Here is a 21217-nt window from a genome sequence, read left to right as displayed (position 1 = left end):
ATGGCCACCGAATCGACCCTGAGCTATCCGGACAACGCGCACCCCACGCGCTTCACGCAGGCGCAGCTCGAATGGCTGCCCTGGCTCGAGCCGCTGCCCGAAGCCGAGCTCACCGAGCGCCACCTCGCGGGCCTGGTGGATGCCTCGCGCGCCAAGTCGCCGTACTTCCGGCTGCTCGCGCGCGATCCCGACATCCTCGGCGCGCGCACGCGCACCGACAAGGACATCTTCTACAACCCCGAGGCCGGCCTGCCGCGCGCCGAGCGCGAACTGGCCGCGGCCGCGGCCTCGCGCCACAACGGCTGCATCTACTGCGCCTCGGTGCATGCGCGCTTCGCCACGCATTTCTCGCAGCGTTCGGACGATGTGCAGCGGCTGCTCGACGAGGGCACGGCGGCCGCGCTCGGCGAGCGCTGGGATGCGATCGTCGCGGCCTCGGTGGCGCTGTCGTCGACGCCCTCGAACTTCGGCACGGAACACATCGAGGCATTGCGCGCGCAGGGCCTCGACGACCTCGCGATCGCCGACGTGATCCACGGCGCGGCCTTCTTCAACTGGGCGAACCGGTTGATGCTCTCGCTGGGCGAGCCGCAACAACCCTGACGCTCAGGCGCCGTCGTCCGGCGGCGCCTCCGCGCTGGCGCGCGCGATCGCCTCGCGCGCCATGCCGGGCGCGAAGGCATCGATGAAGGCATGGATGTAGCCGCGCAGGTGCCCGCCGCGGCGCACCGCGAGCTGGGTGCGGTTCTCGCCGAACAGATGGCCGGCTTCCAGCGCGCGCAGGCGCCGGTCGCGCACCGCGTCGTAGGCCAGGTCGGCGACGATGCCCACGCCCACGCCGAGCTCCACGTAGGTCTTGATCACGTCGGCATCCATCGCGGCCAGCACGATGTCGGGCGAGACCCCATGGCGCGCGAAGGCCTCGTCGATGCGCGAGCGGCCCGTGAGGCCGCTGTCGTAGGTGATGAGCGGATGGCGCGCGAGCTTCTCGATGGTGAGCGGCGCCTCGGTCAGCAGCGGATGGCCCGCGGGCGCCACCACCAGGTGCGTCCAGCAGCGACAGGAGATGGCCGCGAGCTGCGGATGGTTCTGCGGCAACTCGGTGGCGATGCCCACGTCGACCTCGCCGTCGAGCAGCATCTGCGCGATCTGGCGCGGCGTGCCCTGGTGCAGGTGCAGCCGCACGCCGGGAAAGCGCAGGCGGAATTCCTGCACCGCGGCCGGCAGCGCATAGCGCGCCTGCGAATGCGTGGCCGCGATCGACAGCAGGCCTTCCTCGCGCGCCAGGAAATCCTGGCCGGCCTGGCGCAGGTTCAGGCTGTCGTCGAGCACGCGCTCGATGATCGGCAGCAGGTGGTCGCCGGGCGAGGTGAGGCCGGTGAGCCGCTTGCCCGAGCGCTTGAACAGCAGGATGCCGAGCTCGTTCTCGAGGTCGCGGATCTGCCGGCTCACGCCGGACTGCGAGGCATCGAGCACCACGGCGGCTTCGCTGAGGTTGAAGCCGCAGCGCACGGTTTCGCGCACGGATCGCAGTTGCTGGAAGTTCATGGCGACGGGAAGAGGCTTGTCTCTGGCGGGGGCATGCGCCTTCCGGGCGCGCACTCGGTGGGAGTGCATGCAGGCTATCGCGCGGCGGGGCCGCGCGGCAAAGAACAAAAACGGATCAACGTATGCGGATTACGTGCTTCGCGAAGCCGGCGCTCTCTTGAAGAATGAGGGCTCTTGCCTTCGAGGGTGAGTGTCTCCTGGTCGCTACGGCGACGCAGTTTCAACGGGCCCCTCGGGGCCCGTTTTTTTTCGCGGCATCCGCCGCGCCACTCCTGTCGACCACCTCATGAGCAACGCCCCCTCCACGCCCCTCGAACCGAACGACCCGCGCGACCGCTTCGCCCACGAGGCCCTGCGCCTGCTCGGCCCCGCGCCCGCCAACTGGGTGCCGCGCCACGATGGCATTGATCACGACGTGCTCGTCGTCGGCGGCGGCCAGAGCGGTGCCGCGCTCTCTTTCGGGCTGCGCCGCGCGGGCATCGCCGAAGTCAGCGTGATCGATGCCGCGCCCGATGCGCAGCGCGCGGGCGTGTGGCTCACGCGCGCGCGCATGCACAAGCTGCGCACGCTCAAGAACCTGGTGGGTCCTGAAGGCTCGGTGAGCGCGCTCGGCTTCCAGGGCTGGTACGAATCGCGCCATGGTCTCGAGGCCTATGCGGCGCTCGACCGCATTCCGCGCACCGACTGGGCCGCCTACCTCGACTGGTTCCGCCACATCACCGCCACCGGGGTGCGTTACGGCACGCGTCTGGTCGGCTTCGAGGCAGCGGGGCAGGGCGCGGTGCCGCACTTCCGCGTGCGGCTCGAGGTCGGCGGCCAGGAGCGCATCGAGACCGCGCGCAAGCTGATCTTCGCCAACGGCGTGGCCGGCAGCGGCGCGCCCTTCGTGCCCGAACTGCTCGCGAATGCGGTGGCCAGCGGGCTCGCGGCCCACACTGGCCATGCGATCGATTTCGCGGCGCTAGCAGGCAAGCGCGTGGCCGTGATCGGCGCGGCGGCCTCGGCCTTCGACGCAGCCGCGGTGGCGCTCGAGCATGGCGCGGCCGCCGTGCACCTGTTCGCGCGCCGCGACCATCTCGCGGCCACGCCGGTGGCGCGCGTGCGTGGCTATCCGGGGCTGTACGACAACTACTTCGCGCTGCCCGATGCCACGCGCTGGCACCATGCGGCGCGCTATCGGCGCCTGGGCACCACGCCGCCGCCCGACTCGGTGCAGCGCGTGCTGGCCTTTCCCAACTTCCACCTGCACCTGGGCGCGCCGTGGCGGGGCGTCACGCAGAACGGCAACCAGCTCGTGGCCCATGTGCACGACGAGCATTTCCACTTCGACTTCGCGATCGCCGGCACCGGCTACAGCCACGAGCTGAGCGAGCGCCCCGAGCTGGCCGGCATCGCCGAGCTGGTGCTGCGCTGGCGCGACCGCTTCGAGGCGCCCGCGCACGAGCGCGACGACGAACTCGCGGCCGCGCCCTACCTGGGCACGGGCCTCGAGCTGGTCGAGAAGACGGCGGGCACGGCGCCGTGGCTGCGCGACATCCACGTCTACAACCCGGGCGGCTTCGCGAGCACCGGCCTGCCGCTGGGCGACGTGCCCGGCATGCGCGGCTACGTGCCGGCCATCGTGCGCCGCATCAGCGAGGACCTGGTGCTGGCCGACCTGCCGCTGCACGAGGCGCGCACGCGCGCCGAGGTGGCGCCGGACTTCGGGCCCGAGCTCTATGCGGGCGCGCTGTGGCAGGGCGAGGAGCGGTTGAAGGCGGCCTGAAAGACGGGAGCGGACAGCCGAACGCAGAAGTCGCGAAGGTTGCGCAGAAGTCGCGAAAGGAAGAAAAGAAAGCTCTTCTCTTCCTTCTGCGACTTCTGCGTAGCTTTTGTATTTCTTCTACGTTCGGCTGCCCGTGTTCGGCTGCCCGCGTTCAGCGCAGCGAGATCCCCGCCGTCTGAATGGTCTTCGCGTAGCGGATCCGCTCCGCCGCCAGCGTGCGCCCCAGGTCGGCCGGCGAGCCGCCGGTCACCTTGAAGCCCATGTCCTCGAGCCTGGCGCGCGTCTCGGGCGACGCGATCACGGCCTGGATGTCGCGGTTGATCTTCGCGACCACGGCCGGCGGCGTGCCGGCCGGCGCGAAATAGCCCTGCCAGCTCTCGACCGCGAAGCCCGGCAGCCCGGCCTCGGCCATCGTCGGCACCTCGGGCAGCGCGCCCGAGCGGTAGTCGGTGGTGACCGCGAGCGCGCGCAGCTTGCCGGCGCGCACGTGATCGGTCACGGCGGCCAGCGTGATCAGCGTGGCGTCGACATGGCCCGCGAGCACGTCGAGCGTGGCCGGCCCGCCGCCCGAGTAGGGGATGTAGTTGACCTGCGCGCCGGTCTCCTGGCCGATCATCTCGTGCGCCACGTGGGCGATGCCGCCATTGCCTGGCAGGCCCAGGCTGATCGAGTGCGGCCGCGCCCTGGCGCGCGCGAGGTAGGCGCGGAAGTCGGCGATGCCGGTCTTCGGATTGACCACCAGGATCTGCGGATTGACCACCGCCTTGATCACCGGCGTGAAGGCCTTCTGGCCGTCGTAGGGCAGGCGGTCGAACAGGATGCCGTTGAGCGTCAGGCCCTCGCCCTGCTGCAGCAGCGTGTAGCCGTCGGCCGGCGACTTGGCCACGCGCGCGGCGCCGATGGTGCCGCTGGCGCCCCCGAGGTTCTCGACCACCACCGACTGGCCCCAGCGCTCGGTCAGGCGCTCGGCGATCAGGCGGGTGAGCTTGTCGGCGCTGCCGCCGGCGGCCACCGGCACCACGATGTGGACCGGCTTCGAAGGGAAACCGGCCGCCTCGTCGGTGGCGGCGCGGGCGGAAACCGTGAAGGCGGCAAGCAGGACGGGCGCGGCCAGCGTGGCGCGCAGCAGGGCGCGGCGCGCGCCGCGGGTCGGGGAGGGCAGGGAGGTCATTGGGTGTCTTGTTCGAGGATGCGCCGACCGTAGGCGCGGGCGCGCGCGCGTCCAACGAAGCAAACCGGATATGCGTAGAAGAAAAACTTCGTTCGGCCGGCCCGGCCCGCCGCATACCCTGCCCACACCGCGGCCCCGAGCCGTGCTTCCGCCTTCCCCGCCTTCCCGCCTTCCCCTCGAAAGTCCCCCATGAGCCTCTCCGAACTCCCCGTCGAAACGTCGGGCAACGACGTCGCGAGCGAGCGCGCGCGCGCCGTCGACGCCTTTCTCGCGCAGGCGCGCGGCCTGCTGGCCGCCGGCCCCGGCGAGGGCCACGCCCAGCTGCAGCCCGTGGCCGATGCGCTGATCGCCCTGGGCCGCCGCGCCGACCTGTTCCCGGCCGCCCATTTCCCCATCGATGCCGAGCGCCCCGCGCAGGTCTACCGGCTGGCCGAGGACGCCGATGGCGGCTTCGCGCTGTACCTCTCGGCGGGCCTGGCCGGCAAGGCCCAGCCGCCGCACGACCACACGACCTGGGCGATCATCGCGGGCGTCGAGGGCAACGAGCGCAACGTGCTCTACCGCCGCGAGAAGACCGCCGACCCCGCGCGCGACGACCTCGTGCAGACGCGCGTGGTCGACGTGGCCGCGGGCAGCGCGGTGGTGCTGACGCCGACCGACGTCCACACCATCGAGCTGGTCGACGGCCTCGACGGCCGGCACCTGCACTTCTACGGCCGCGCGCTCGAGCGGCTCGAGCATCGCGTGGTGTTCGAAGGCACGGCCGGCGGCAGCTATCGCAGGTTCGGGCCGCCGCGCAACATCCGCCATCCGGCGATCGCGCCGGCGGCGCTCAAGGCCGCGCTGTCCGACGGCGAGGAGATCGCGCTGCTCGACGTGCGCGAAACCGGCGTGTTCGTGCGCAGCCACATCCTGCTGGCCGCCTCGGCGCCGCTGTGGCGACTGGAGCTGCTGATCGATCGCCTGGTGCCGCGCCGCGACACCCGCATCGTGCTGACCGACGCCGACGAGTCGCTGGCCCACCAGGCCGCCGGCAAGCTGGTGCGCCTGGGCTGGCGCAACGTGTCGGTGCTGGCCGGCGGCACCGCGGGCTGGGCCGCGGCGGGCTACGAGCTGTTCAGCGGCAGCAACGTGCCGAGCAAGGCCTTCGGCGAGGTCATCGAGCACCGCAAGCACACGCCGTGGATCTCGGTCGACGAGCTGCACCAGCGCGTGGAACGCGGCGACGACATCGTGGTGGTCGACAGCCGCACGCCCGAGGAGTTCGCCGACTTCAGCCTGCCGTTCGCGCACAGCCTGCCGGGCGCCGAGCTGGTCTACCGCATCCATGAATTCGCGCCGCGTCCCGAGACGCTGGTGGTGGTGAACTGCGCCGGCCGCACGCGCAGCATCGTCGGTGCGCAGACGTTGATCGACGCGGGCATCCCGAACCCCGTGGTCTCGCTCAAGGACGGCACCATGGCCTGGCTGTTGGCCGGGCGCACGCTGTCGCACGGCCGCAGCGCGCCGCTGCCCGAGCCCGAGGCCGCCGGCCTCGAGCAGGCGCGCGCGCGGGCCGAGGACGTGGCCCGGCGCGCCGGCGTGCGCCGCATCGACGCCGCGGGCCTGGCACGGCTCGAGGCCGAGGCCGGCGAACGGTCGCTCTACCGCTTCGACGTGCGCACGCGCCAGGAATATGAGGCCGGTCATCTCGAGGGCTGGCGCTGGGCGCCCGGCGGCCAGCTGGTGCAGGCCACCGACGAGTACGTGGGCGTGCGCCGCGCGCGCATCGTGCTGGCCGACTGGGACGGCGTGCGCGCGCTGACCACCGGCGCCTGGCTCGCGCAGCTCGGCGGCCACGAGGTCTTCGTGCATGCGCCGGCGCCGTTGCCGGTGCTGGTGCTCGGCCCCGAGCCCGTGAAGCTGCTGCCGCTGCATGCGCGCGCGCCGCGCATCGCCGTGCGAGAACTCGCATCGGCGCTGGACGCCGGCAGCGTCGCGGTGTTCGACATCGAGCGCCGTGCCGCCTACGAGCGCCGCCATGTCGCGGGCGCGCGCTTCGCGGTGCCCGACCGGCTCGAGGAATTCATCGCCGGCCTGCCCGCCGCGCAGCGCGTGGTGCTGGTCTCGTCCGACGGCGTGCTGGCCGGCGCGGTCGCCGCCGAACTCATCGCACGGCTGGCCCGCGACGGCGGCGCGCGCGAGGTGCTCGCGCTCGCGGGCGGCACCCAGGCCTGGGTCGCGGCCGGCCTGCCCACCGGCCAGGGCGGCGAGGGCGTGCTGACCGGCGACGACGACCACTGGTACAGCCCCTACGCGCATGCCGACCTGGCGGCGCGCAATGCCGGCTTCCAGCAGTACCTCGACTGGGAGATCGGCCTCGTGGCCCAGCTCGAGCGCGAAGGCGACGTGGGCATCCGGCTGGTCGCGCCCGCCACGGCCGACGCGGCGGTGGCGCCATGAACCTGCGAAGCGCCGGCCGAACCCTGGTGCGCACGGCCTGGCAGGCCGTGCCGACCGTGATCGGCGTCATCCTGCTGAACTTCGTGCTGATGCAGCTGATCCCGGGCGACGCCGCCGACGTGGTGGCGGCCGAATCGGGCTCGGCCACGGCCGAGAGCATGGCGCAGCTGCGCGCCCATTTCGGCCTCGACCTGCCGGTGCTGCAGCAGCTCGGCAGCTACCTCTACAACCTCTCGCACGGCAGCCTCGGCGTCTCGCCGCGCTACAACATGCCGGTGGTGGCGCTGATCGGCGCGCGGCTGGGCAACACGCTGCTCTTGATGCTCACCGCGCTGGGCTTCGCGCTCGCCATCGGCATCGCGCTGGGCACGATCATGGCCACGCGCGTGGGCCGCTGGCAGGACCGCACGCTCTCGGTGCTGGCGCTGCTGCTGTACTCCACGCCGGGCTTCTGGCTCGGGCTGATGGCGATCGTGCTGTTCTCGGTGCACCTGGGCTGGCTGCCCACCGGCGGCAGCGAGACCATCGGCGCGGGCTACACCGGGCTGAAGCACGCGGTCGACGTGGCGCGCCACCTGGTGCTGCCCGCGCTCGCGCTCGCGGGCTTCTACATCGCCATCTTCTCGCGGCTCACGCGCGCGGCCATGCTCGAGGTCTCGCGCCAGGACTTCGTGCGCACCGCCGAGGCCAAGGGCCTGCATCCGTGGACCGTCACGATGCGCCACGTGCTGCGCAACGCGCTGATCCCGGTCACCACCGTGGCCGGCATGCACCTGGGCACCCTGCTCGGCGGCGCGGTGGTGGTCGAGACCGTCTTCAGCTGGCCCGGCCTCGGCCGGCTGGCCTTCGACTCGGTGGCCGGACGCGACTACACGGTGCTGCTCGGCGTGCTGCTGATGTCCTCGCTGCTGGTGATCGTGGCCAACATGCTGGTCGACCTGCTGCACGCGCTGCTCGATCCGCGCATCCAGGTGCGCTGAGTTCCGCGCGCGCACCGCTTCACGCTCTTCTGGTTCCTCACCGATGTCCACTCCCTTCCTGCTCGACTCCAACCTCGCGCAAGCGCCCGCGCCGGCAACGGCGCCACGCCGCGCGGAACCGCCCGCGCCGCCGACGCCTGCCTCCGCCATTGCCGCCGTGGCCGCGGTCGACGCATGTCCGGTCTCGGCGCGCCGCGCCGCGCTGCGCGCCTTCGTGCGCAACCCCTCCGCCATGGCGGGCGTGGTGCTGCTGCTGGCCATGCTGGTGCTGGCCCTGCTCGCGCCGCTGCTCTATCCGGGCGACCCGCTCGACATGGTCGCGCAGCCACTGCTGTGGCCCGGCCAGGACGCGGCCTATCCGCTGGGCAGCGATTCGCTCGGGCGCGACGTCGCCGCCGGCATCGCGCACGGCGCGCGCATCTCGCTCGCGGTGGGCGTGGTCGCGGCCGTGCTGAGCCTCGCGATCGGCATCCTCGTGGGCGCCACCGCGGGCTACTTCGGCGGCCGGGTCGACGACGTGCTGGTGCGCATCACCGAGCTGTTCCAGACCATGCCCTCGTTCCTGTTCGTGATCGTGGTGGTGGCGATCGGCCAGCCCTCGGTGCCGGTGATCGTGTTCGCGATCGGCCTGGCCTCGTGGCCCGTGATCGCGCGGCTGGTGCGCGCCGAGTTCCGCGCGCTGCGCGAGACCGAGTTCGTGCTCGCCGCGCGCAGCCAGGGCTTCGGCCATGCGCGCATCATCTTCCAGGAGATGCTGCCGAACGCGCTGCCGCCGGTCATCGTCACCACCTCGGTGCTGGTGGCCAGCGCGATCCTGATCGAGTCGGCGCTGTCCTTCCTCGGCATGGGCGACCCCAATGCGGTGTCGTGGGGCAGCATGATCGGCCAGGGCCGCGAGCTGCTGCGCACCGCCTGGTATCTCACGGCGCTGCCGGGCGCGGCGATCGTCTTCACCGTGCTGGCGCTCAACCTCGTGGGCGACGGCCTCAACGATGCCTTCAACCCGCGTTTGAGGGGCCGTTGAGATGACGCTCGAACAAGTGACGATCGCGCCGCCGCTGCTGGACGTGCGCGGCCTCGATGTCTTCTTCCACGGCTCGAACGGCCCGATCCAGGCCGTGCGCGGGCTGGACCTGACGCTGCAGCGCGGCGAGACGCTGGCGCTGGTCGGGGAGTCGGGCTGCGGCAAGTCGACCACCGCGCTGGCGCTGCTGCGCCTGCTCGCGCCCGGCACCGCGCTGCGCGGCAGCATCCATTTCGACGGACGCGACATCCTCGCGCTGTCGCCGGCCGCGCTGCGCGAGGTGCGAGGGCGCGAGATCGCGATGATCTTCCAGGAGCCGATGACCTCGCTGAACCCGGTGCACACCATCGGCGCGCAGATCGAGGAGACGCTGCGCCGCCACGAGAAGCTCTCGGCCGCCGCGGCGCGCCGGCGCGCCATCGAGCTGCTCGACCTGGTGCGCATCCCCGAGCCGCAGCGGCGCATCGGCGACCATCCGCACAACCTCTCGGGCGGCCAGCGCCAGCGCGTGATGATCGCGATGGCCGTGGCCTGCAAGCCGCGCCTGCTGGTGGCCGACGAGCCCACCACCGCGCTCGACGTGACCATCCAGGCGCAGATCCTCGAGCTGCTCGACGGCCTGCGCCGCGAGCTCGACATGGCGCTGCTGCTGATCACGCACGACCTGGGCCTGGTGGCCCAGTGGGCCGACCGCGTGGCCGTGATGTACGGCGGCGAGAAGGTCGAGGAGGCACCGACCTCGAAGCTCTTCGCCGCCCCGTCGCATGCCTACACCCGCGGCCTGCTCGGCGCCTCGCTGCATGCCGGCAGCGCGCTGCACTACGCGGATGCGCGCCTGCCCGAGATCCAGACCCGGCTCGACCCCGCGACCGGCGTGCGCGACTTCGCGCTGCATGTGCCGCAGCCGAACACGAAGGTGCGTGCCTTGCCCGTGCGCGCCGCGGCCGGCGAGCCGCTGCTGTCGGTGCAGGACCTGCGCACCGACTACCCGACGCGCGGCGGCGGCGTGCTGCATGCGGTCGACGGTGTGTCCTTCGACATCCGCGCGGGCGAGACCGTGGGCCTGGTCGGCGAATCGGGCTGCGGCAAGTCCACGCTCTCGCGCACGCTGTTGCGGCTGGTGGACCCTGCGGGCGGGCGCATCGTGTTCGACGGCACCGACATCGCTTCGCTGTCCGAGAAAGCGCTCAAGCCCTGGCGGCGGCGCGTGCAGATGGTGTTCCAGGATCCCTATGCGTCGCTGAACCCGCGGCGCAGCGTGTTCGACATCCTCGAGTCGGTGCTCAAGGTGCACGGCGTGGACGATCGCGCCGAGCGGCGCAACCGCATCGCCGCCATCCTCGAGCGCGTGGGCCTGCCGGCCGACGCGGCGCAGCGCTTTCCCAACGAGTTCTCTGGTGGGCAGCGCCAGCGCATCGGCATCGCGCGCGCGCTCGTGCTGCGGCCGTCGCTGGTGGTGCTCGACGAACCGGTGTCGGCGCTCGACGTGTCGGTGCAGGCGCAGATCCTGAACCTGCTGGTGGAGCTGAAGGAGGACTTCGGGCTCTCCTACCTGTTCATCTCGCACGATCTGTCGGTGGTGCGGTACATCGCGGATCGGGTGATGGTGATGAACAAGGGGAAGATCGTGGAGACGGGGGGGTATCAGGATATTTGGGATCGGCCGCAGCATGCTTATACGCGGAGCTTGATTGCTGCTGTGCCGGGGGCTGAGCAGAGGAAGGCGGCTTGAGGCTGCTGCGAAAACGCCGGCGGAGGGGATGGGGATTTCGGCCGATGTGTTGATTGGGTTGGCCGAGGAAGAAGCATTGGCGGATTGATGGGGCCACCGGGCCGACGATTCCCGCTGCAGCAAGTCGGATCGGAAACTTCTGCAAGCAAGGGGCGCTTCTCCCGGACCTGGCGGGGATCCGGATCAATGCCCGGTCGGCGCCTGAAGCCAGTTGTCGAGCACCAGGCCGGGCACGCGCGCGAAGTGCCGCGTGTTGTCGGTCACGACGACGGCGCCGACCGCCAGCGCATGGGCCGCAATCATCTCGTCGAAATCACCGATGGGCGTACCGCCCGCCTTCAAGTGGGCACGCAGGTCGCCGTGCCGCGTTGCCGCTTGCGCGTCCCAGGGCAGGATCGGGGCGATGCGCAGGAACTCCTGCACGATCCGATGCAGCCGCACGGCCTCGGGACGTCGGGCAATGCCGAATCTCAGTTCGGAGCAGGTCACGGCGGAAATGCACCACTGTCCTGGCGTCAAGGTTTGCAGGCGTGCGTCGAAAGCGGTGTTGCCGCGGATCGCTTCGCTCGCCGCATTGGTGTCGAGCATGTACAGCGTCATTCCTTCCAGCCTTCGAAAGGATCGCGCTGTTCTTGGCTCTGCTCGCGCCCGGGCAGCGCATCGCGAGGAGCGACACCCTGTTGTTCGCGCATCCGTATGAATGCACGCCAGTCCGCCGGGGCGCGCGTGGACAGGATGACGTCGCCGGTGGCCTCGTCGCGTCGAATGTAGACCTCGGTGGTGCCGTCGAACCGGAACTCGGCCGGCAGACGCACGGCCTGGCTGCCTCCGGTGGCGAAGAGTTTGGCGATGGATTGCTGCATGGCCGTTCCTGAAGATGCGATGTATATATCAATGTATATACATTTCGCAGGACAGTCAAGAAAGCAGGCCCGATGGCCGCTCCCCCACCCTCGCCGAAAACCTCACCAGATACCCATCGGGATCCTGCACCACCACCTGGTGCACCCCCACCTCGACTTCCCCCTTGCGATACCACTTCTCCTCGGCCGCCAGAAACAAAGGCCACCCCGCAAGCGCCAGGGCCTCGAGGATCGGCCCCAGCGCCCGCACGCCCACCTGAAAATTCACACCGCGTCCATACGGCGCCTCCAACGCCCCGGTGACCCAGTTGCGCCCCCGCCCTCGTTCCTCGAGCATCACCTGCGCCCCCTCCCGATCGAGGTAGGCGAACCCCTCGTCCAGCCGGTGATAGACGACCGCGAACCCACAGAGGTCGCACCAGAACCGCAGGCTCGCGCGCACATCCGCGACCAGCAGTTCCGGCACCAGCTTCGCCGGAATGAACGAAGCGCTTATTTCTTCGCCTCGTCGACGTAGACATCCGCCAGATTCGACTCCACCCCATCCGCCGTCAACGAATGGTCATGCACCCGCTGATTGGCAATGGTGATGAACACAGGCTGATAGAGATTCAAATCCGGCACATCCCGCGCCACCGTATCCTGAAACTCCTTGAACAGCTTCAGCCGCCGCGCAGGATCGTTCTCCACCGCGGCATCTTCGAGCAGCTTGTCCACCACAGGACTCTGATAGTGCGTGCCATTCGAGAACGGCACACCCTTGATGAAGTTCTTCGACCAGTACAACCGCTGCACCCCCACGGTCGGGTCGAACAGGTTGCTCGCCCCGTTGTGCGTGAACGCGAAATCGCGGTCCGTGTAGATGCGCTTGATGAAGGCGCTCGGGTCCTGCGCCCGCACCGTCACCGCGATGCCGATGCGCGCCAGGGTCGAGCGCAGGTAGTCGGCCAGGCGCGGGCCGTCGGCGCCGATCGGGTTGAAGTCCAGCGGCACGCTGAAGCGCACGCCGCCGGCCTTGCGCGGATAGCCGGCCTCGTCGAGCAGGGCGTTGGCCTTCTTGAGGTCGAAGGCATAGGGCGAGGGCGCTGGATCGTGGAAGGCCTTGAGGCCGGGGGCGATCGGCGAATAGCTGACCTGGCCGTAGCCGTAGTTCACCACCTTCACGATCACGCCGCGATCGACGGCATGGGCCACGGCCTGGCGCACCTTCTCGTTCTTGAAGTACTCGTTGTCGAGGTTGAACTCGAGCCGGGTCACGTTCGACGAGTAGCTGTTGCCCTTGGTCTCGAAGCGCAGCGCGGGCACTTTCTTGAGCCGCTCGAGATCGGCGAGCGGCACCGGCGTGCGGTAGCCGAGGTCGACGGTGCCGGTCTCGAAGGCCACGGCGGCTGCCGCCGGGTCGGTCACGAAGCGCACGATCAGCTGGTCGATGAAGGGCTTGGGCTTGTCCCAGTACTCGGGATTGCGCTCGTACACGATGTGGCTGCCGCGCACCCACTCCTTGAACTTGAACGGGCCGGTGCCGATCGGCGCGTTGTTGTTCGGGTTGTTCGCCGGGTCGGTGCCCTCGTAGACATGCTTGGGCACGATCGGCGTCTCGGTCGCGACCAGCGCGCGGATCAGGTAGGGCGCGGGCTTCGACAGCCGCAGGATCGCGGTGTACTTGTCGGGCGTGTCGATGGCCGTGAGGTTGGCGAAGGTGTTGCGGCCGCGCGGATGGATCTTCTTCAGCAGATCGATCGAGTAGGCGACGTCGGCCGAGGTGAAGTCCTTGCCGTCGTGCCATTTCACGCCCTGGCGCAGCGTGAAGGTGTAGGTCAGGCCGTCGGGGCTGATGACCCACTTGGTCGCCAGCTGCGGCTGCGGATTGACGTCGTAGTCGTACTTGAGCAGGCCCTCGGTGACCTTGGCGCTGACGCTGAGGATCGGCGTGGCGACATTGCCGATGGTGACGAGCGCGGTCGGCTCGCTGGTCGACAGCAGGGTCAGGGTGCCGCTGTGATTGGGCGGCGCGGCCTGCGTGGCGGCGGCAAGGCCGGCGGCGAGCAGCAGCGCGACGGCGACGCGGCGGAGGTGCGGGGGGCGGAGCAGGGAAGACATGATGGGAGGGGCGAGAACGGAAAGAAGAAGAGGAAAGAAATCAGGCAACGGCGGCATCGGTCGCGGGAACCGGCGCGGCCGTCACCAGCCCTTCGCGCAGGTCGCGCGCGATGGCGGCTTCGGCGCGCCGGGCGGCATCGCCGAGGCCACCGCCGCCGGGCGTCTCGACCACCAGCTTGTCGCCGGCCGGAATGAGCTGGCGCCCCTTGGCGCGCAGCGCGCGGCCCGAGGCCAGCCGCAGCCGGCCCGGCGCGCCGTCGCCGCCGCCGAGCGCGCCGCGCGCCGGATGGTCGACGCGGTCGAAGGCGGCGGCGATCAGGAAGGCCGCGTCGGGCTGCGCATGGCGCACCTCGATCACCTGGCCCAGGCCGCCACGCACGGTGCCGGCACCGCCCGAGTCGACGCGGAACTCCTTGCGCTCGAACAGCAGCGGTGCCTGGGTCTCGAGGATCTCGAGCGAGACGTTGCGCACGCCGCTCGGGTAGGCGGTGACCGAGAGGCCGTCCTTGCCGGGCCGTGCGCCGGTGCCGCCGGTGCTGAAGCTGATCACGTTGAAGCGCGGGCCGCGGCGCACCGCCTCGGCATCGGCCGGCGCGGTGCCGGCCAGCACCTCGCCGCCCACGAGCTGCAGGTTCCACAGCGACGACGAACCCTCGGCCGGCACGCGGTCGGGCCGGGCCTGGCGCAGCGCGCCGAACACGGCGTCGGGCAGCAGCTGGCCGATGACGTGGCGCGCGGTCACGGCCGCGGGATGCAGCGCATGCAGGATGCAGCCCTCGGGCGCGGCGACGCGGATCGGCGCCAGCGAGCCCGCGTTGTTGGGCACGTCGGCGCCCACCAGGCAGCGGATGCCGAAGGAGGTGTAGGCATCGGTGTAGGCCTTGGGCACGTTGATGCCGCGCGCCACCGTGCCCGAGGTGCCGGCGAAGTCCACGTCGATGCCGTCGTCGCCGATCGTCACGGCCACCTGCAGCGTGATCGGCGCGTCGTAGCCGTCGGCCACCAGCGTGTGGTGCCAGGTGCCGCGCGGCCATTCGGCCAGCGCCTCGCGCATGGCCTGCGCCGAGCGCGCGATGACGAAGTCGCCGAGCGCCTCGAGGTCGGCCAGGCCGAACTCGCGCAGCAGGGTGCGCAGCCGCCGGCCGCCGACCTCGTTGCAGGCCACCAGCGCGAACAGGTCGCCCTCGACCTGCTCGGGATCGCGCACGTTGGCGCGGATGATGGCGTGCACCGCCGGGTCGACCGTGCCGCGGCGCACGAAGCGCAGGATCGGCAGGAACAGGCCCTCGTGGTAGATCTCCAGCCCGTCGGGACTCGAGCCGATGCCGCCGATGTCGACCACGTGCAGCGTGGAGGCGAACAGCGCGACCGCGCGCCGCGCCTCGCTATCGCCATGGAACACCGGCGTGACCATGGTCATGTCGAACAGGTGGCCGGTGCCCTTCCACGGGTCATTGGTGAGGAACACGTCGCCGTCTTCCATGGTCTCGATCGGAAAGCGGCGCAGGAAGTGCTTGACCGACTCGGCCATCGAGTTGACGTGGCCCGGCGTGCCGGTCACGGCCTGCGCGATCATCCGGCCGTCCGGCAGGAACACGCCGGCCGACAGGTCGCCGGCCTCGCGCGTGGAAGTGCCGAAGGCGGTGCGGATCAGCGTCTGGGCCTGCTCCTCGACCACCGAGAGCAGGCGGTTCCAGGCGAGCTGGTGGCGGATCAGTTGGCGGCCGGCGGGGGCCGCGGGCTTGGGTGTGGAACTCATGCGTGGTGGTCCGAAAGTTCGGGTGCGAAGGAAGAAAAGGGAATGGAAGCGGCGGCCGCGTGGCTGACCAGCCCGGCCTTGAGGTCACGCGCGATCAGCGCCGGATCGCGATCCGAGGGATCGCCGAGGCCGGCACCGCCGGGCGTCTCGACCACCAGCACCTCGCCGGCCGGCACGAGCTGGCGCCCCTTGCCGCGCAGGGTCGTGCCCGCATGCTTGAGCCGGGCGGTGCCCGGCGCGCCGTCGCCACCGCCGAGCGCGCCGCGCGCCGGAAAGCGCACGCGGTCCCAGGTGGCCGACAGCACCATCGGGTCGCCATCGGCGTTCTCGACCTCGATCACCTGGCCCAGCCCGCCGCGCGAGCTGCCCGCGCCGCCCGAATCGGGCCGGTACTCCTTGCGCCGGAACAGCAGCGGCGCCTGGGTCTCGAGGATCTCGAGCGAGACGTTGCGCACGCCGCTCGGGTAGGCGGTGGCCGAGAGCCCGTCCTTGCCGGGCCGCGCGCCGGTGCCGCCGGTGCTGAAGCTCACGATGTTGAAGCGGCGCGCGCGCCGCAGCGCGTCGTTGGGCCCGCCCTCGATCGGCTGCCCGCCGTACAGGCGGATGTTCCACAGCGACGAGGCACCCTCGGCCGGCACCCGGTCGGGCCGGGCCTGGCGCAACGCGCCGAACACCAGGTCGGGCAGCATCTGGCCGATGGCCGCGCGCGTGGCAACGGCGGCCGGCGGCAGCGCATGGACGATCGAGCCCTCGGGCGCGACCACGCGGATCGGCGCCAGCGAGCCCGAGTTGTTGGGCACGTCCGCGCCGATCAGGCAGCGGATGCCGAAGGAGGTGTAGGCATCGGTGTAGGCCTTGGGCACGTTGATGCCGCGCGCCACCGTGCCCGAGGTGCCCGCGAAGTCGACCAGGATGCCGTCGTCGGAGATCGTGACCGCCGCATGCAGCTCGACCGGCGTGTCGTAGCCGTCCACGGTCATGTGATTGCGCCAGGTGCCGCGCGGCCAGTCGGCCAGCGCGGCGCGCATGGCCTGGGCCGAGCGCTCGATCACGTAGTCGCCCTGCGCCTGCAGGTCGTCCAGGCCGAACTCGCGCAGCAGCCGCTGCAGCCGGGTCGCGCCCACCGCGTTGCAGGCCACCAGCGCATGCAGGTCGCCCTCGACCTGCTCGGGCTCGCGCACGTTGGCGCGCACGATGGCCAGCACCGACTCGTCGAGCGCGCCGTCGCGCGCGAAGCGCAGCGGCGGCAGGAACAGGCCCTCGTGGTAGATCTCGAGCGCATCGGGGCCGGCGTTCACGCCGCCGATGTCGACCACATGCACGGTCGAGGCGAACAGCGCCACCAGCCGGCCGCCGTGGAATACCGGCGTGACCATCACCACGTCGAACAGGTGGCCCGTGCCCTTCCATGGATCGTTGGTGACGAACACGTCGCCGTCGCGCATGGTGGGGGCCGGAAAGGCGCGCAGGAAATGCAGCACCGAGTCGGCCATCGAGTTGACGTGGCCCGGCGTGCCGGTCACGGCCTGCGCCACCATGCGGCCGTCGGGCAGGAACACACCGGCCGACAGGTCGCCGGCCTCGCGCGTCGGCGTGCCGAAGGCGGTGCGGATCAGCGCCTGCGCCTGTTCCTCGACCACGGCGAGCAGGCGGCTCCACACGAGCTGCTGGCGCAGCGCCTGGCGCCCATTGGCAGCATTGGCGGTGCTGGCAGCACTCATGCCGCCACCGCCGCCGCGTGCTCTTCCTCCTCGTGCCGCACGGCCGTGGTGTCGTCGAGCACCAGCGCGCCGAGACGGCTCACGCGCGCCTGGAAGCCCGCGATCAGCTGCGTGGTGGTCTCGTCCTCGACGACCAGCGCCGGGCCTTCGATCCACAGGCCGGGCCGCAGCGCGGCGCGCTCGTACACCGGCACCGCCTGCCAGCGGCCGGTTTCTGCGTCGTAGAGCTCGCGCGTGGCCGAGGCCGTGGCGCGGCCTTCGTCGGCCACGAGCCCGTCGGCCTCGGGCGCGGCGCGGCCGCCGGCTTCCACCGCGACCGACCAGCTCACGGCCTCGGCCGCGATGTGCGGCAGGCTGCGGCCGTAGAGCGCCGCATAGCGCGCCTCGAAGCGCTGGTGCAGCGCGGCGCTGGCGGTCGCGTCGAACGCGCCCTCGGGCAGCTCGACCGGGATCTCGTGGCCCTGGCCCGCATAGCGCATGAACACCACGCGCTGGCGCACCAGCGGCGCGCCGGGCGCGGCGCGCAGCACCACGTCGTCGGCGCTGGCGGTGAGTTCATCGAGCAGGCGGCCCACGGCCGCATGGTCGATGCGGTCGAGCCGCTGGTGCAGGCTGCGCACCGTCTGATAGGCCACCGGCGCCCAGAGGAAGCCCAGCGCCGAGCCCACGCCAGCCGAGTTCGGGATCACCAGCCGCGCGATGCCGAGCTTGCGCGCCAGCAGCGCCGCATGCAGCGGCGCCGCGCCGCCGAAGGCGATCAGCGTGCTCTCCTCGGCCACCTTGCCGAGTTCCGAGGCATGCACGCGCGCCGCGTTGGCCATGTTCTCGGTCACGATCTCGACCACCGCCTGCGCGGCCGCCTCGACCTCGAGCCCGGTCTGCGCGGCCACGCCCTGCAGCAGCGCGGCGCGCGCGCGTTGGGGATCGAGCCGCACCTTGCCGACGGCGAAGCGCGCCGGGTCGATCGCGCCGAGCGCGGCATGCGCGTCGGTCACGGTCGGCTGCTCGCCGCCCAGGCCGTAGGCGGCCGGGCCGGGCGAGGAGCCCGCGCTGTCGGGGCCGACCTGCACCACGCCCAGGTGGTTGACGCGCGCGATCGAGCCGCCACCGGCGCCGATCTCCACCATCTCGATCACCGGGATGCGGATCGGCAGGCCCGAGCCCTTGAGGTGGCGGTGCACGCGGCCGAACTCGAAGCTGCGGCTCAGCTGCGGCTGGTAGTCGTCGATGAAGCAGATCTTGGCCGTGGTGCCGCCCATGTCGAACGAGAGCGCGCGCGTGGCACCGATCTGCTCGGCCACCTGGCGCGCCAGCACCGCGCCGCCCGCGGGGCCCGATTCGACCAGCCGCACCGGCTCGTCGATGCCGGCCTGCAGCGTGGTGATGGCGCCGCCCGAGGTCATGAGGAAGGGCTCGGCCTTCAGGCCGCGTTCGCGCGCGCCGTCCTGCAGCCGGCGCAGGTAGCCGGCCACCTGCGGCTGCACGTAGGCATTCGCGCTGACGGTCGAGAGCCGCTCGTACTCGCGGATCTCGGGGCAGACGTCGGAGGCCAGCGACACCCAAAGCTGCGGCGCATGCTCGCGCAGCAGCTCGCGCACGCGGCGCTCGTGCACCGGGTTCGCATAGCCGTGCAGGAAGCACACGGCCACGCTCTCGATGCCGTCGGCCACGAGCTGGCGCGCGAGCACGGCCACCTGGGCCTCGTCGAGCGGCGTGACCACGCGGCCGGCCGCGTCGGTGCGCTCGACCACGCCATGGCGCCAGTGGCGCGGCACCAGCGGCGCCGGCTTGTCGAGGAACACGTCGTACTGCGCGAAGCGGTCCTCCAGCCCGATCTCGACCAGGTCGCGGAAGCCGTGCGTGGTCAGCAACGCCGTGGGTGCGCCCTTGCGCTCGATCAGCGCATTGGTGGCCAGCGTGGTGCCGAGGATCAGCAGGTCGACGTCGGCCCAGGCCGCGCCGGCCTGCTGCAGCACTTCCGCCACGCCGTCGAACACGGCCTGCTCGGGCGCGGCCGGCGTGGTGAGCACCTTCACGGTGTGCTTGCGCTCGCCGCGCAGCAGCACGATGTCGGTGAAGGTGCCGCCGACGTCGACCGCCACGCGCACGCGGGGGTCGATGACGGGGACGGTGGGGGAGGAGGAGTGCGAGGACATGGCGGCGGTACGGGAGAAGCGGGAAGAACGGGAGAGGAAGGAAAGACTCAGAGCAGGTGCGCGCCTGCGCTCAATTCACGGAACGGCGCCGCGGCGGGGGCCGGCGCGGGTGCGGGAGCGGTTGCGCTCGGCGTCGCCTTCGCGAAGGCCCGCGCCAGATCGGCCACCAGGTCGCCCGGGTCCTCGAGGCCGACATGCAGCCGCACCACCGGCGCGTTGCCCCGCCATTGGCGGTGCTCGCGCAGCCGCTCGGGCTGGGCCGCGAGCGCCAGGCTCTCGTAGCCGCCCCACGAGGCGCCGATGCCGAACAGCGTGAGCGCGTCGACGAAGGCATCGGCTTCGGCGGCGGTGGCATCGCGGAACGCGAAGGACACCAGGCCGCTCGCGCCGCTGAAGTCGCGCCGCCACAGCGCATGGCCCGGGTCCTCCGGCAGCGCCGGGTAATATACGCGGCCGACCTGCGCCTGTTGCTGCAGGAAGCGCGCGACCTCGGTGGCATTGCGTTGGTGCTGCGCCAGCCGCACCGGCAGCGTGCGCAGGCCGCGCAACGCCAGGTAGGCGTCGTCGGCGCCGATGGTCAGGCCCAGCGCCTCGTGCGCGCTCAGCAGCTTCGCGGCCAGCGCGGGGCTGTCGACCACCACGATGCCCTGCATCAGGTCGGAATGGCCCGAGATGTACTTGGTGGCGGCCTGGATCGAGATGTTGGCGCCGAGCGCGAGCGGCTTGTAGAACCAGCCGCCGCTCCAGGTGTTGTCGGTGGCCACGGTCACGCCGCGATCGCGCGCGATCTTGCTGAGCGCGGGCAGGTCGAGCACCTCGTAGAGCAGCGAGGTCGGCGACTCGAGGTACAGCAGCCGCGTGCTCGGCCGCAGCAGGCTCGCGAGGTCGTCGTGCGCGGGCGAGAAGTATTCGACCGTGATGTTGAGCCGCTTGAGCAGGGTGCTGTCGACGCGCCGCAGCGGCGCATACACGCCGTCGGCCACCAGCGCATGGTCGCCGGGCGACAGCAGCGCGAGCAGCACCAGCGTGATCGCCGACAGGCCCGAAGGCGTGAGGAAGGCGCGGTGCCCGCCCTCGAGCGCGGTCACCGCGTCCTCGAGCGCGCGGTGCGTGTCGAGGCCATGACGACCGTAGGAGGCCACGCGCTCGCCCGCCGCGCGACGGTGGTGATGGTCGGCATGCGCCGCGGTGTTCTCGAAGCGCACGGTGCTCGTGCGCACCACGGGCACGTTGACCGGGCCCGAGCCGGCGCGCAGCTGCGGCGCGCCCGCGTGCAGCAGCCGGGTCGCGTCGTTCAAGCCGTTGACAACGCTCATGCGACCGCCTTGCTCGGCTGCAGCTGCGTCGTGTTGTAGTTGACGATCGCGCCCGTCTCGAGGTTCACGCCGATGCGGCGCGACAGCGTCTCGAGCGGCTGGCCGTAGAGATGGAAATGCAGCGTGGGTCGATCGCCGATCACGTGGATGCTGTGCAGGTCCTCGGGCAGGAAGGCGATCGAGATGCCGGGCTGCACCGTCACCTCGCGTTCGAGTTCGAGCCGCGCCTGCGCGGGATCGCTGCCGTCGTCGGTGCGCCGGTAGACGCGGTTCTCCTCCTGGCCCTCGACCGCCACGATGGTGGCCCAGGTCGTGTGGTTGTGCGGGATCGAGGTCTTGCCGGGATTGATCGAGTTCAGGTAGAGCGCCACGTCGTCGTCGCCGTCCCCGGGGTTGAGCCGGTAGCGCGTGGAGGCGCCCACGCCCTCGCTCGCGGCCGGTGGCGGGAAGTCCTCGCGCGTGAACAGGGCGGCGTTGGCCGCGAGCTTCTCGAGCCGCGCCGTGATGCGCGCGAGCACCGCGCGGTCGAGTGGCTGGGCGGCGGCGATGGCGCGGATGTCGGCCAGGGCCTGGTCGACGGCGATGCGGCGCTGTGCCGCGATGGCGGTCGTGTCGTTCTGGGAAGTGGTCATGGGGAGCC

The 21217-nt window shown here is 71.4% G+C and carries 17 protein-coding genes; 6 read left to right on the top strand and 11 right to left on the bottom strand.

The genetic code is table 11. The annotated features are described in order from the left end of the window. Positions 1–603 carry an alkylhydroperoxidase domain protein gene (locus tag AC1HIL_RS33555; protein WP_422099286.1) on the top strand — a complete coding sequence of 201 codons (603 nt, stop codon included), beginning with the start codon at positions 1–3 and terminating at the stop codon, positions 601–603. Positions 604–606: 3 nt separating this feature from the next. Here AC1HIL_RS33555 and AC1HIL_RS33550 read toward each other — a convergent pair whose 3' ends face one another. Further along, positions 607–1548 (bottom strand): CysB family HTH-type transcriptional regulator, encoded by a 942-nt coding sequence (locus AC1HIL_RS33550; protein WP_422099285.1) that lies wholly within the window; start codon positions 1546–1548, stop codon positions 607–609. A 286-nt stretch (positions 1549–1834) separates the two neighbouring features. Between AC1HIL_RS33550 and AC1HIL_RS33545 the strand changes: the two genes are divergently transcribed. Beyond that, positions 1835–3313 carry a SidA/IucD/PvdA family monooxygenase gene (locus AC1HIL_RS33545; protein ID WP_479669045.1) on the top strand — a complete coding sequence of 493 codons (1479 nt, stop codon included), beginning with the start codon at positions 1835–1837 and terminating at the stop codon, positions 3311–3313. Between the two features lie 151 nt (positions 3314–3464). Here the strand turns inward: AC1HIL_RS33545 and AC1HIL_RS33540 are convergent, their stop codons facing one another. Then, positions 3465–4484 (bottom strand): tripartite tricarboxylate transporter substrate binding protein, encoded by a 1020-nt coding sequence (locus AC1HIL_RS33540; protein ID WP_422099283.1) that lies wholly within the window; start codon positions 4482–4484, stop codon positions 3465–3467. Between the two features lie 189 nt (positions 4485–4673). On the opposite strand from AC1HIL_RS33540, the gene AC1HIL_RS33535 reads away from it, so the two are divergent. Genes AC1HIL_RS33535 through AC1HIL_RS33520 form a run of 4 tightly spaced genes read left to right on the top strand, consistent with a single transcriptional unit; the run spans position 4674 to position 10662 of the window. Continuing rightward, a complete protein-coding gene (locus AC1HIL_RS33535; RefSeq protein WP_422099282.1) occupies positions 4674–6926 on the top strand; it encodes a rhodanese-like domain-containing protein in 2253 nt (750 codons plus the stop codon). Continuing rightward, positions 6923–7906 (top strand): ABC transporter permease, encoded by a 984-nt coding sequence (locus AC1HIL_RS33530; RefSeq protein WP_093345771.1) that lies wholly within the window; start codon positions 6923–6925, stop codon positions 7904–7906. Before AC1HIL_RS33535 ends, AC1HIL_RS33530 begins: the two co-directional genes overlap by 4 nt. 43 nt (positions 7907–7949) lie before the next feature. Next, complete coding sequence (locus AC1HIL_RS33525) at positions 7950–8930, top strand: ABC transporter permease (RefSeq protein WP_422099281.1); 981 nt, start codon at positions 7950–7952, stop codon at positions 8928–8930. 1 nt (position 8931) lies between these two features. Next, entirely contained in the window at positions 8932–10662 is a 1731-nt protein-coding gene (locus AC1HIL_RS33520) for an ABC transporter ATP-binding protein (RefSeq protein ID WP_479669046.1), read from the top strand. Between the two features lie 183 nt (positions 10663–10845). On the opposite strand, the gene AC1HIL_RS33515 is transcribed toward AC1HIL_RS33520, so the two are convergent. Genes AC1HIL_RS33515 through AC1HIL_RS33475 form a run of 9 tightly spaced genes read right to left on the bottom strand, consistent with a single transcriptional unit; the run spans position 10846 to position 21209 of the window. After that, positions 10846–11262: a type II toxin-antitoxin system VapC family toxin gene (locus AC1HIL_RS33515; RefSeq protein ID WP_422099279.1), complete on the bottom strand. Its 417-nt coding sequence runs from the start codon at positions 11260–11262 to the stop codon at positions 10846–10848. Beyond that, the gene (locus AC1HIL_RS33510; protein WP_422099278.1) at positions 11259–11525 is read right to left on the bottom strand and encodes an antitoxin; all 267 of its coding nucleotides are present in this window, start codon (positions 11523–11525) and stop codon (positions 11259–11261) included. The genes AC1HIL_RS33515 and AC1HIL_RS33510 overlap by 4 nt, the downstream gene beginning before the upstream one ends. Positions 11526–11580: 55 nt before the next feature. After that, positions 11581–11991, bottom strand: coding sequence for a VOC family protein (locus tag AC1HIL_RS33505; RefSeq protein WP_422099277.1), 411 nt, complete (start codon positions 11989–11991; stop codon positions 11581–11583). Positions 11992–12017: 26 nt separating this feature from the next. Further along, a complete protein-coding gene (locus AC1HIL_RS33500; RefSeq protein ID WP_422099276.1) occupies positions 12018–13625 on the bottom strand; it encodes an ABC transporter substrate-binding protein in 1608 nt (535 codons plus the stop codon). 40 nt (positions 13626–13665) lie between these two features. Then, positions 13666–15384 carry a hydantoinase B/oxoprolinase family protein gene (locus tag AC1HIL_RS33495; RefSeq protein ID WP_479669047.1) on the bottom strand — a complete coding sequence of 573 codons (1719 nt, stop codon included), beginning with the start codon at positions 15382–15384 and terminating at the stop codon, positions 13666–13668. After that, positions 15381–17105 carry a hydantoinase B/oxoprolinase family protein gene (locus AC1HIL_RS33490; protein ID WP_422099274.1) on the bottom strand — a complete coding sequence of 575 codons (1725 nt, stop codon included), beginning with the start codon at positions 17103–17105 and terminating at the stop codon, positions 15381–15383. Before AC1HIL_RS33490 ends, AC1HIL_RS33495 begins: the two co-directional genes overlap by 4 nt. Continuing rightward, complete coding sequence (locus tag AC1HIL_RS33485) at positions 17102–19261, bottom strand: hydantoinase/oxoprolinase family protein (protein ID WP_422099273.1); 2160 nt, start codon at positions 19259–19261, stop codon at positions 17102–17104. The genes AC1HIL_RS33490 and AC1HIL_RS33485 overlap by 4 nt, the downstream gene beginning before the upstream one ends. Before the next feature lie 47 nt (positions 19262–19308). Next, positions 19309–20577, bottom strand: a complete 1269-nt coding sequence (metC, locus tag AC1HIL_RS33480; protein ID WP_422099272.1) for a cystathionine beta-lyase — start codon at positions 20575–20577, stop codon at positions 19309–19311. Continuing rightward, complete coding sequence (locus tag AC1HIL_RS33475) at positions 20574–21209, bottom strand: cysteine dioxygenase family protein (RefSeq protein ID WP_422099271.1); 636 nt, start codon at positions 21207–21209, stop codon at positions 20574–20576. Before AC1HIL_RS33475 ends, metC begins: the two co-directional genes overlap by 4 nt. Positions 21210–21217 lie beyond the last annotated feature (8 nt).

The sequence above is a fragment of the Variovorax sp. ISS6 genome, assembly GCF_056523145.1.
The sequence above is the reverse complement of the archived record's forward strand: the minus strand, read 5'-3'. Positions and strand labels throughout refer to the sequence as shown.

Excerpts from the sequence above, each read along its gene's own strand:
- AC1HIL_RS33540 (WP_422099283.1), bottom strand. The coding sequence starts at position 4,484 with ATGACCTCCCTGCCCTCCCCGACCCGCGGCGCGCGCCGCGCCCTGCTG.
- AC1HIL_RS33530 (WP_093345771.1), top strand. The coding sequence starts at position 6,923 with ATGAACCTGCGAAGCGCCGGCCGAACCCTGGTGCGCACGGCCTGGCAG.
- metC (WP_422099272.1), bottom strand. The coding sequence starts at position 20,577 with ATGAGCGTTGTCAACGGCTTGAACGACGCGACCCGGCTGCTGCACGCG.
- AC1HIL_RS33525 (WP_422099281.1), top strand. The coding sequence starts at position 7,950 with ATGTCCACTCCCTTCCTGCTCGACTCCAACCTCGCGCAAGCGCCCGCG.
- AC1HIL_RS33520 (WP_479669046.1), top strand. The coding sequence starts at position 8,932 with ATGACGCTCGAACAAGTGACGATCGCGCCGCCGCTGCTGGACGTGCGC.
- AC1HIL_RS33485 (WP_422099273.1), bottom strand. The coding sequence starts at position 19,261 with ATGTCCTCGCACTCCTCCTCCCCCACCGTCCCCGTCATCGACCCCCGC.
- AC1HIL_RS33515 (WP_422099279.1), bottom strand. The coding sequence starts at position 11,262 with ATGACGCTGTACATGCTCGACACCAATGCGGCGAGCGAAGCGATCCGC.
- AC1HIL_RS33495 (WP_479669047.1), bottom strand. The coding sequence starts at position 15,384 with ATGAGTTCCACACCCAAGCCCGCGGCCCCCGCCGGCCGCCAACTGATC.
- AC1HIL_RS33535 (WP_422099282.1), top strand. The coding sequence starts at position 4,674 with ATGAGCCTCTCCGAACTCCCCGTCGAAACGTCGGGCAACGACGTCGCG.
- AC1HIL_RS33550 (WP_422099285.1), bottom strand. The coding sequence starts at position 1,548 with ATGAACTTCCAGCAACTGCGATCCGTGCGCGAAACCGTGCGCTGCGGC.
- AC1HIL_RS33545 (WP_479669045.1), top strand. The coding sequence starts at position 1,835 with ATGAGCAACGCCCCCTCCACGCCCCTCGAACCGAACGACCCGCGCGAC.
- AC1HIL_RS33475 (WP_422099271.1), bottom strand. The coding sequence starts at position 21,209 with ATGACCACTTCCCAGAACGACACGACCGCCATCGCGGCACAGCGCCGC.
- AC1HIL_RS33555 (WP_422099286.1), top strand. The coding sequence starts at position 1 with ATGGCCACCGAATCGACCCTGAGCTATCCGGACAACGCGCACCCCACG.
- AC1HIL_RS33510 (WP_422099278.1), bottom strand. The coding sequence starts at position 11,525 with ATGCAGCAATCCATCGCCAAACTCTTCGCCACCGGAGGCAGCCAGGCC.
- AC1HIL_RS33490 (WP_422099274.1), bottom strand. The coding sequence starts at position 17,105 with ATGAGTGCTGCCAGCACCGCCAATGCTGCCAATGGGCGCCAGGCGCTG.
- AC1HIL_RS33500 (WP_422099276.1), bottom strand. The coding sequence starts at position 13,625 with ATGTCTTCCCTGCTCCGCCCCCCGCACCTCCGCCGCGTCGCCGTCGCG.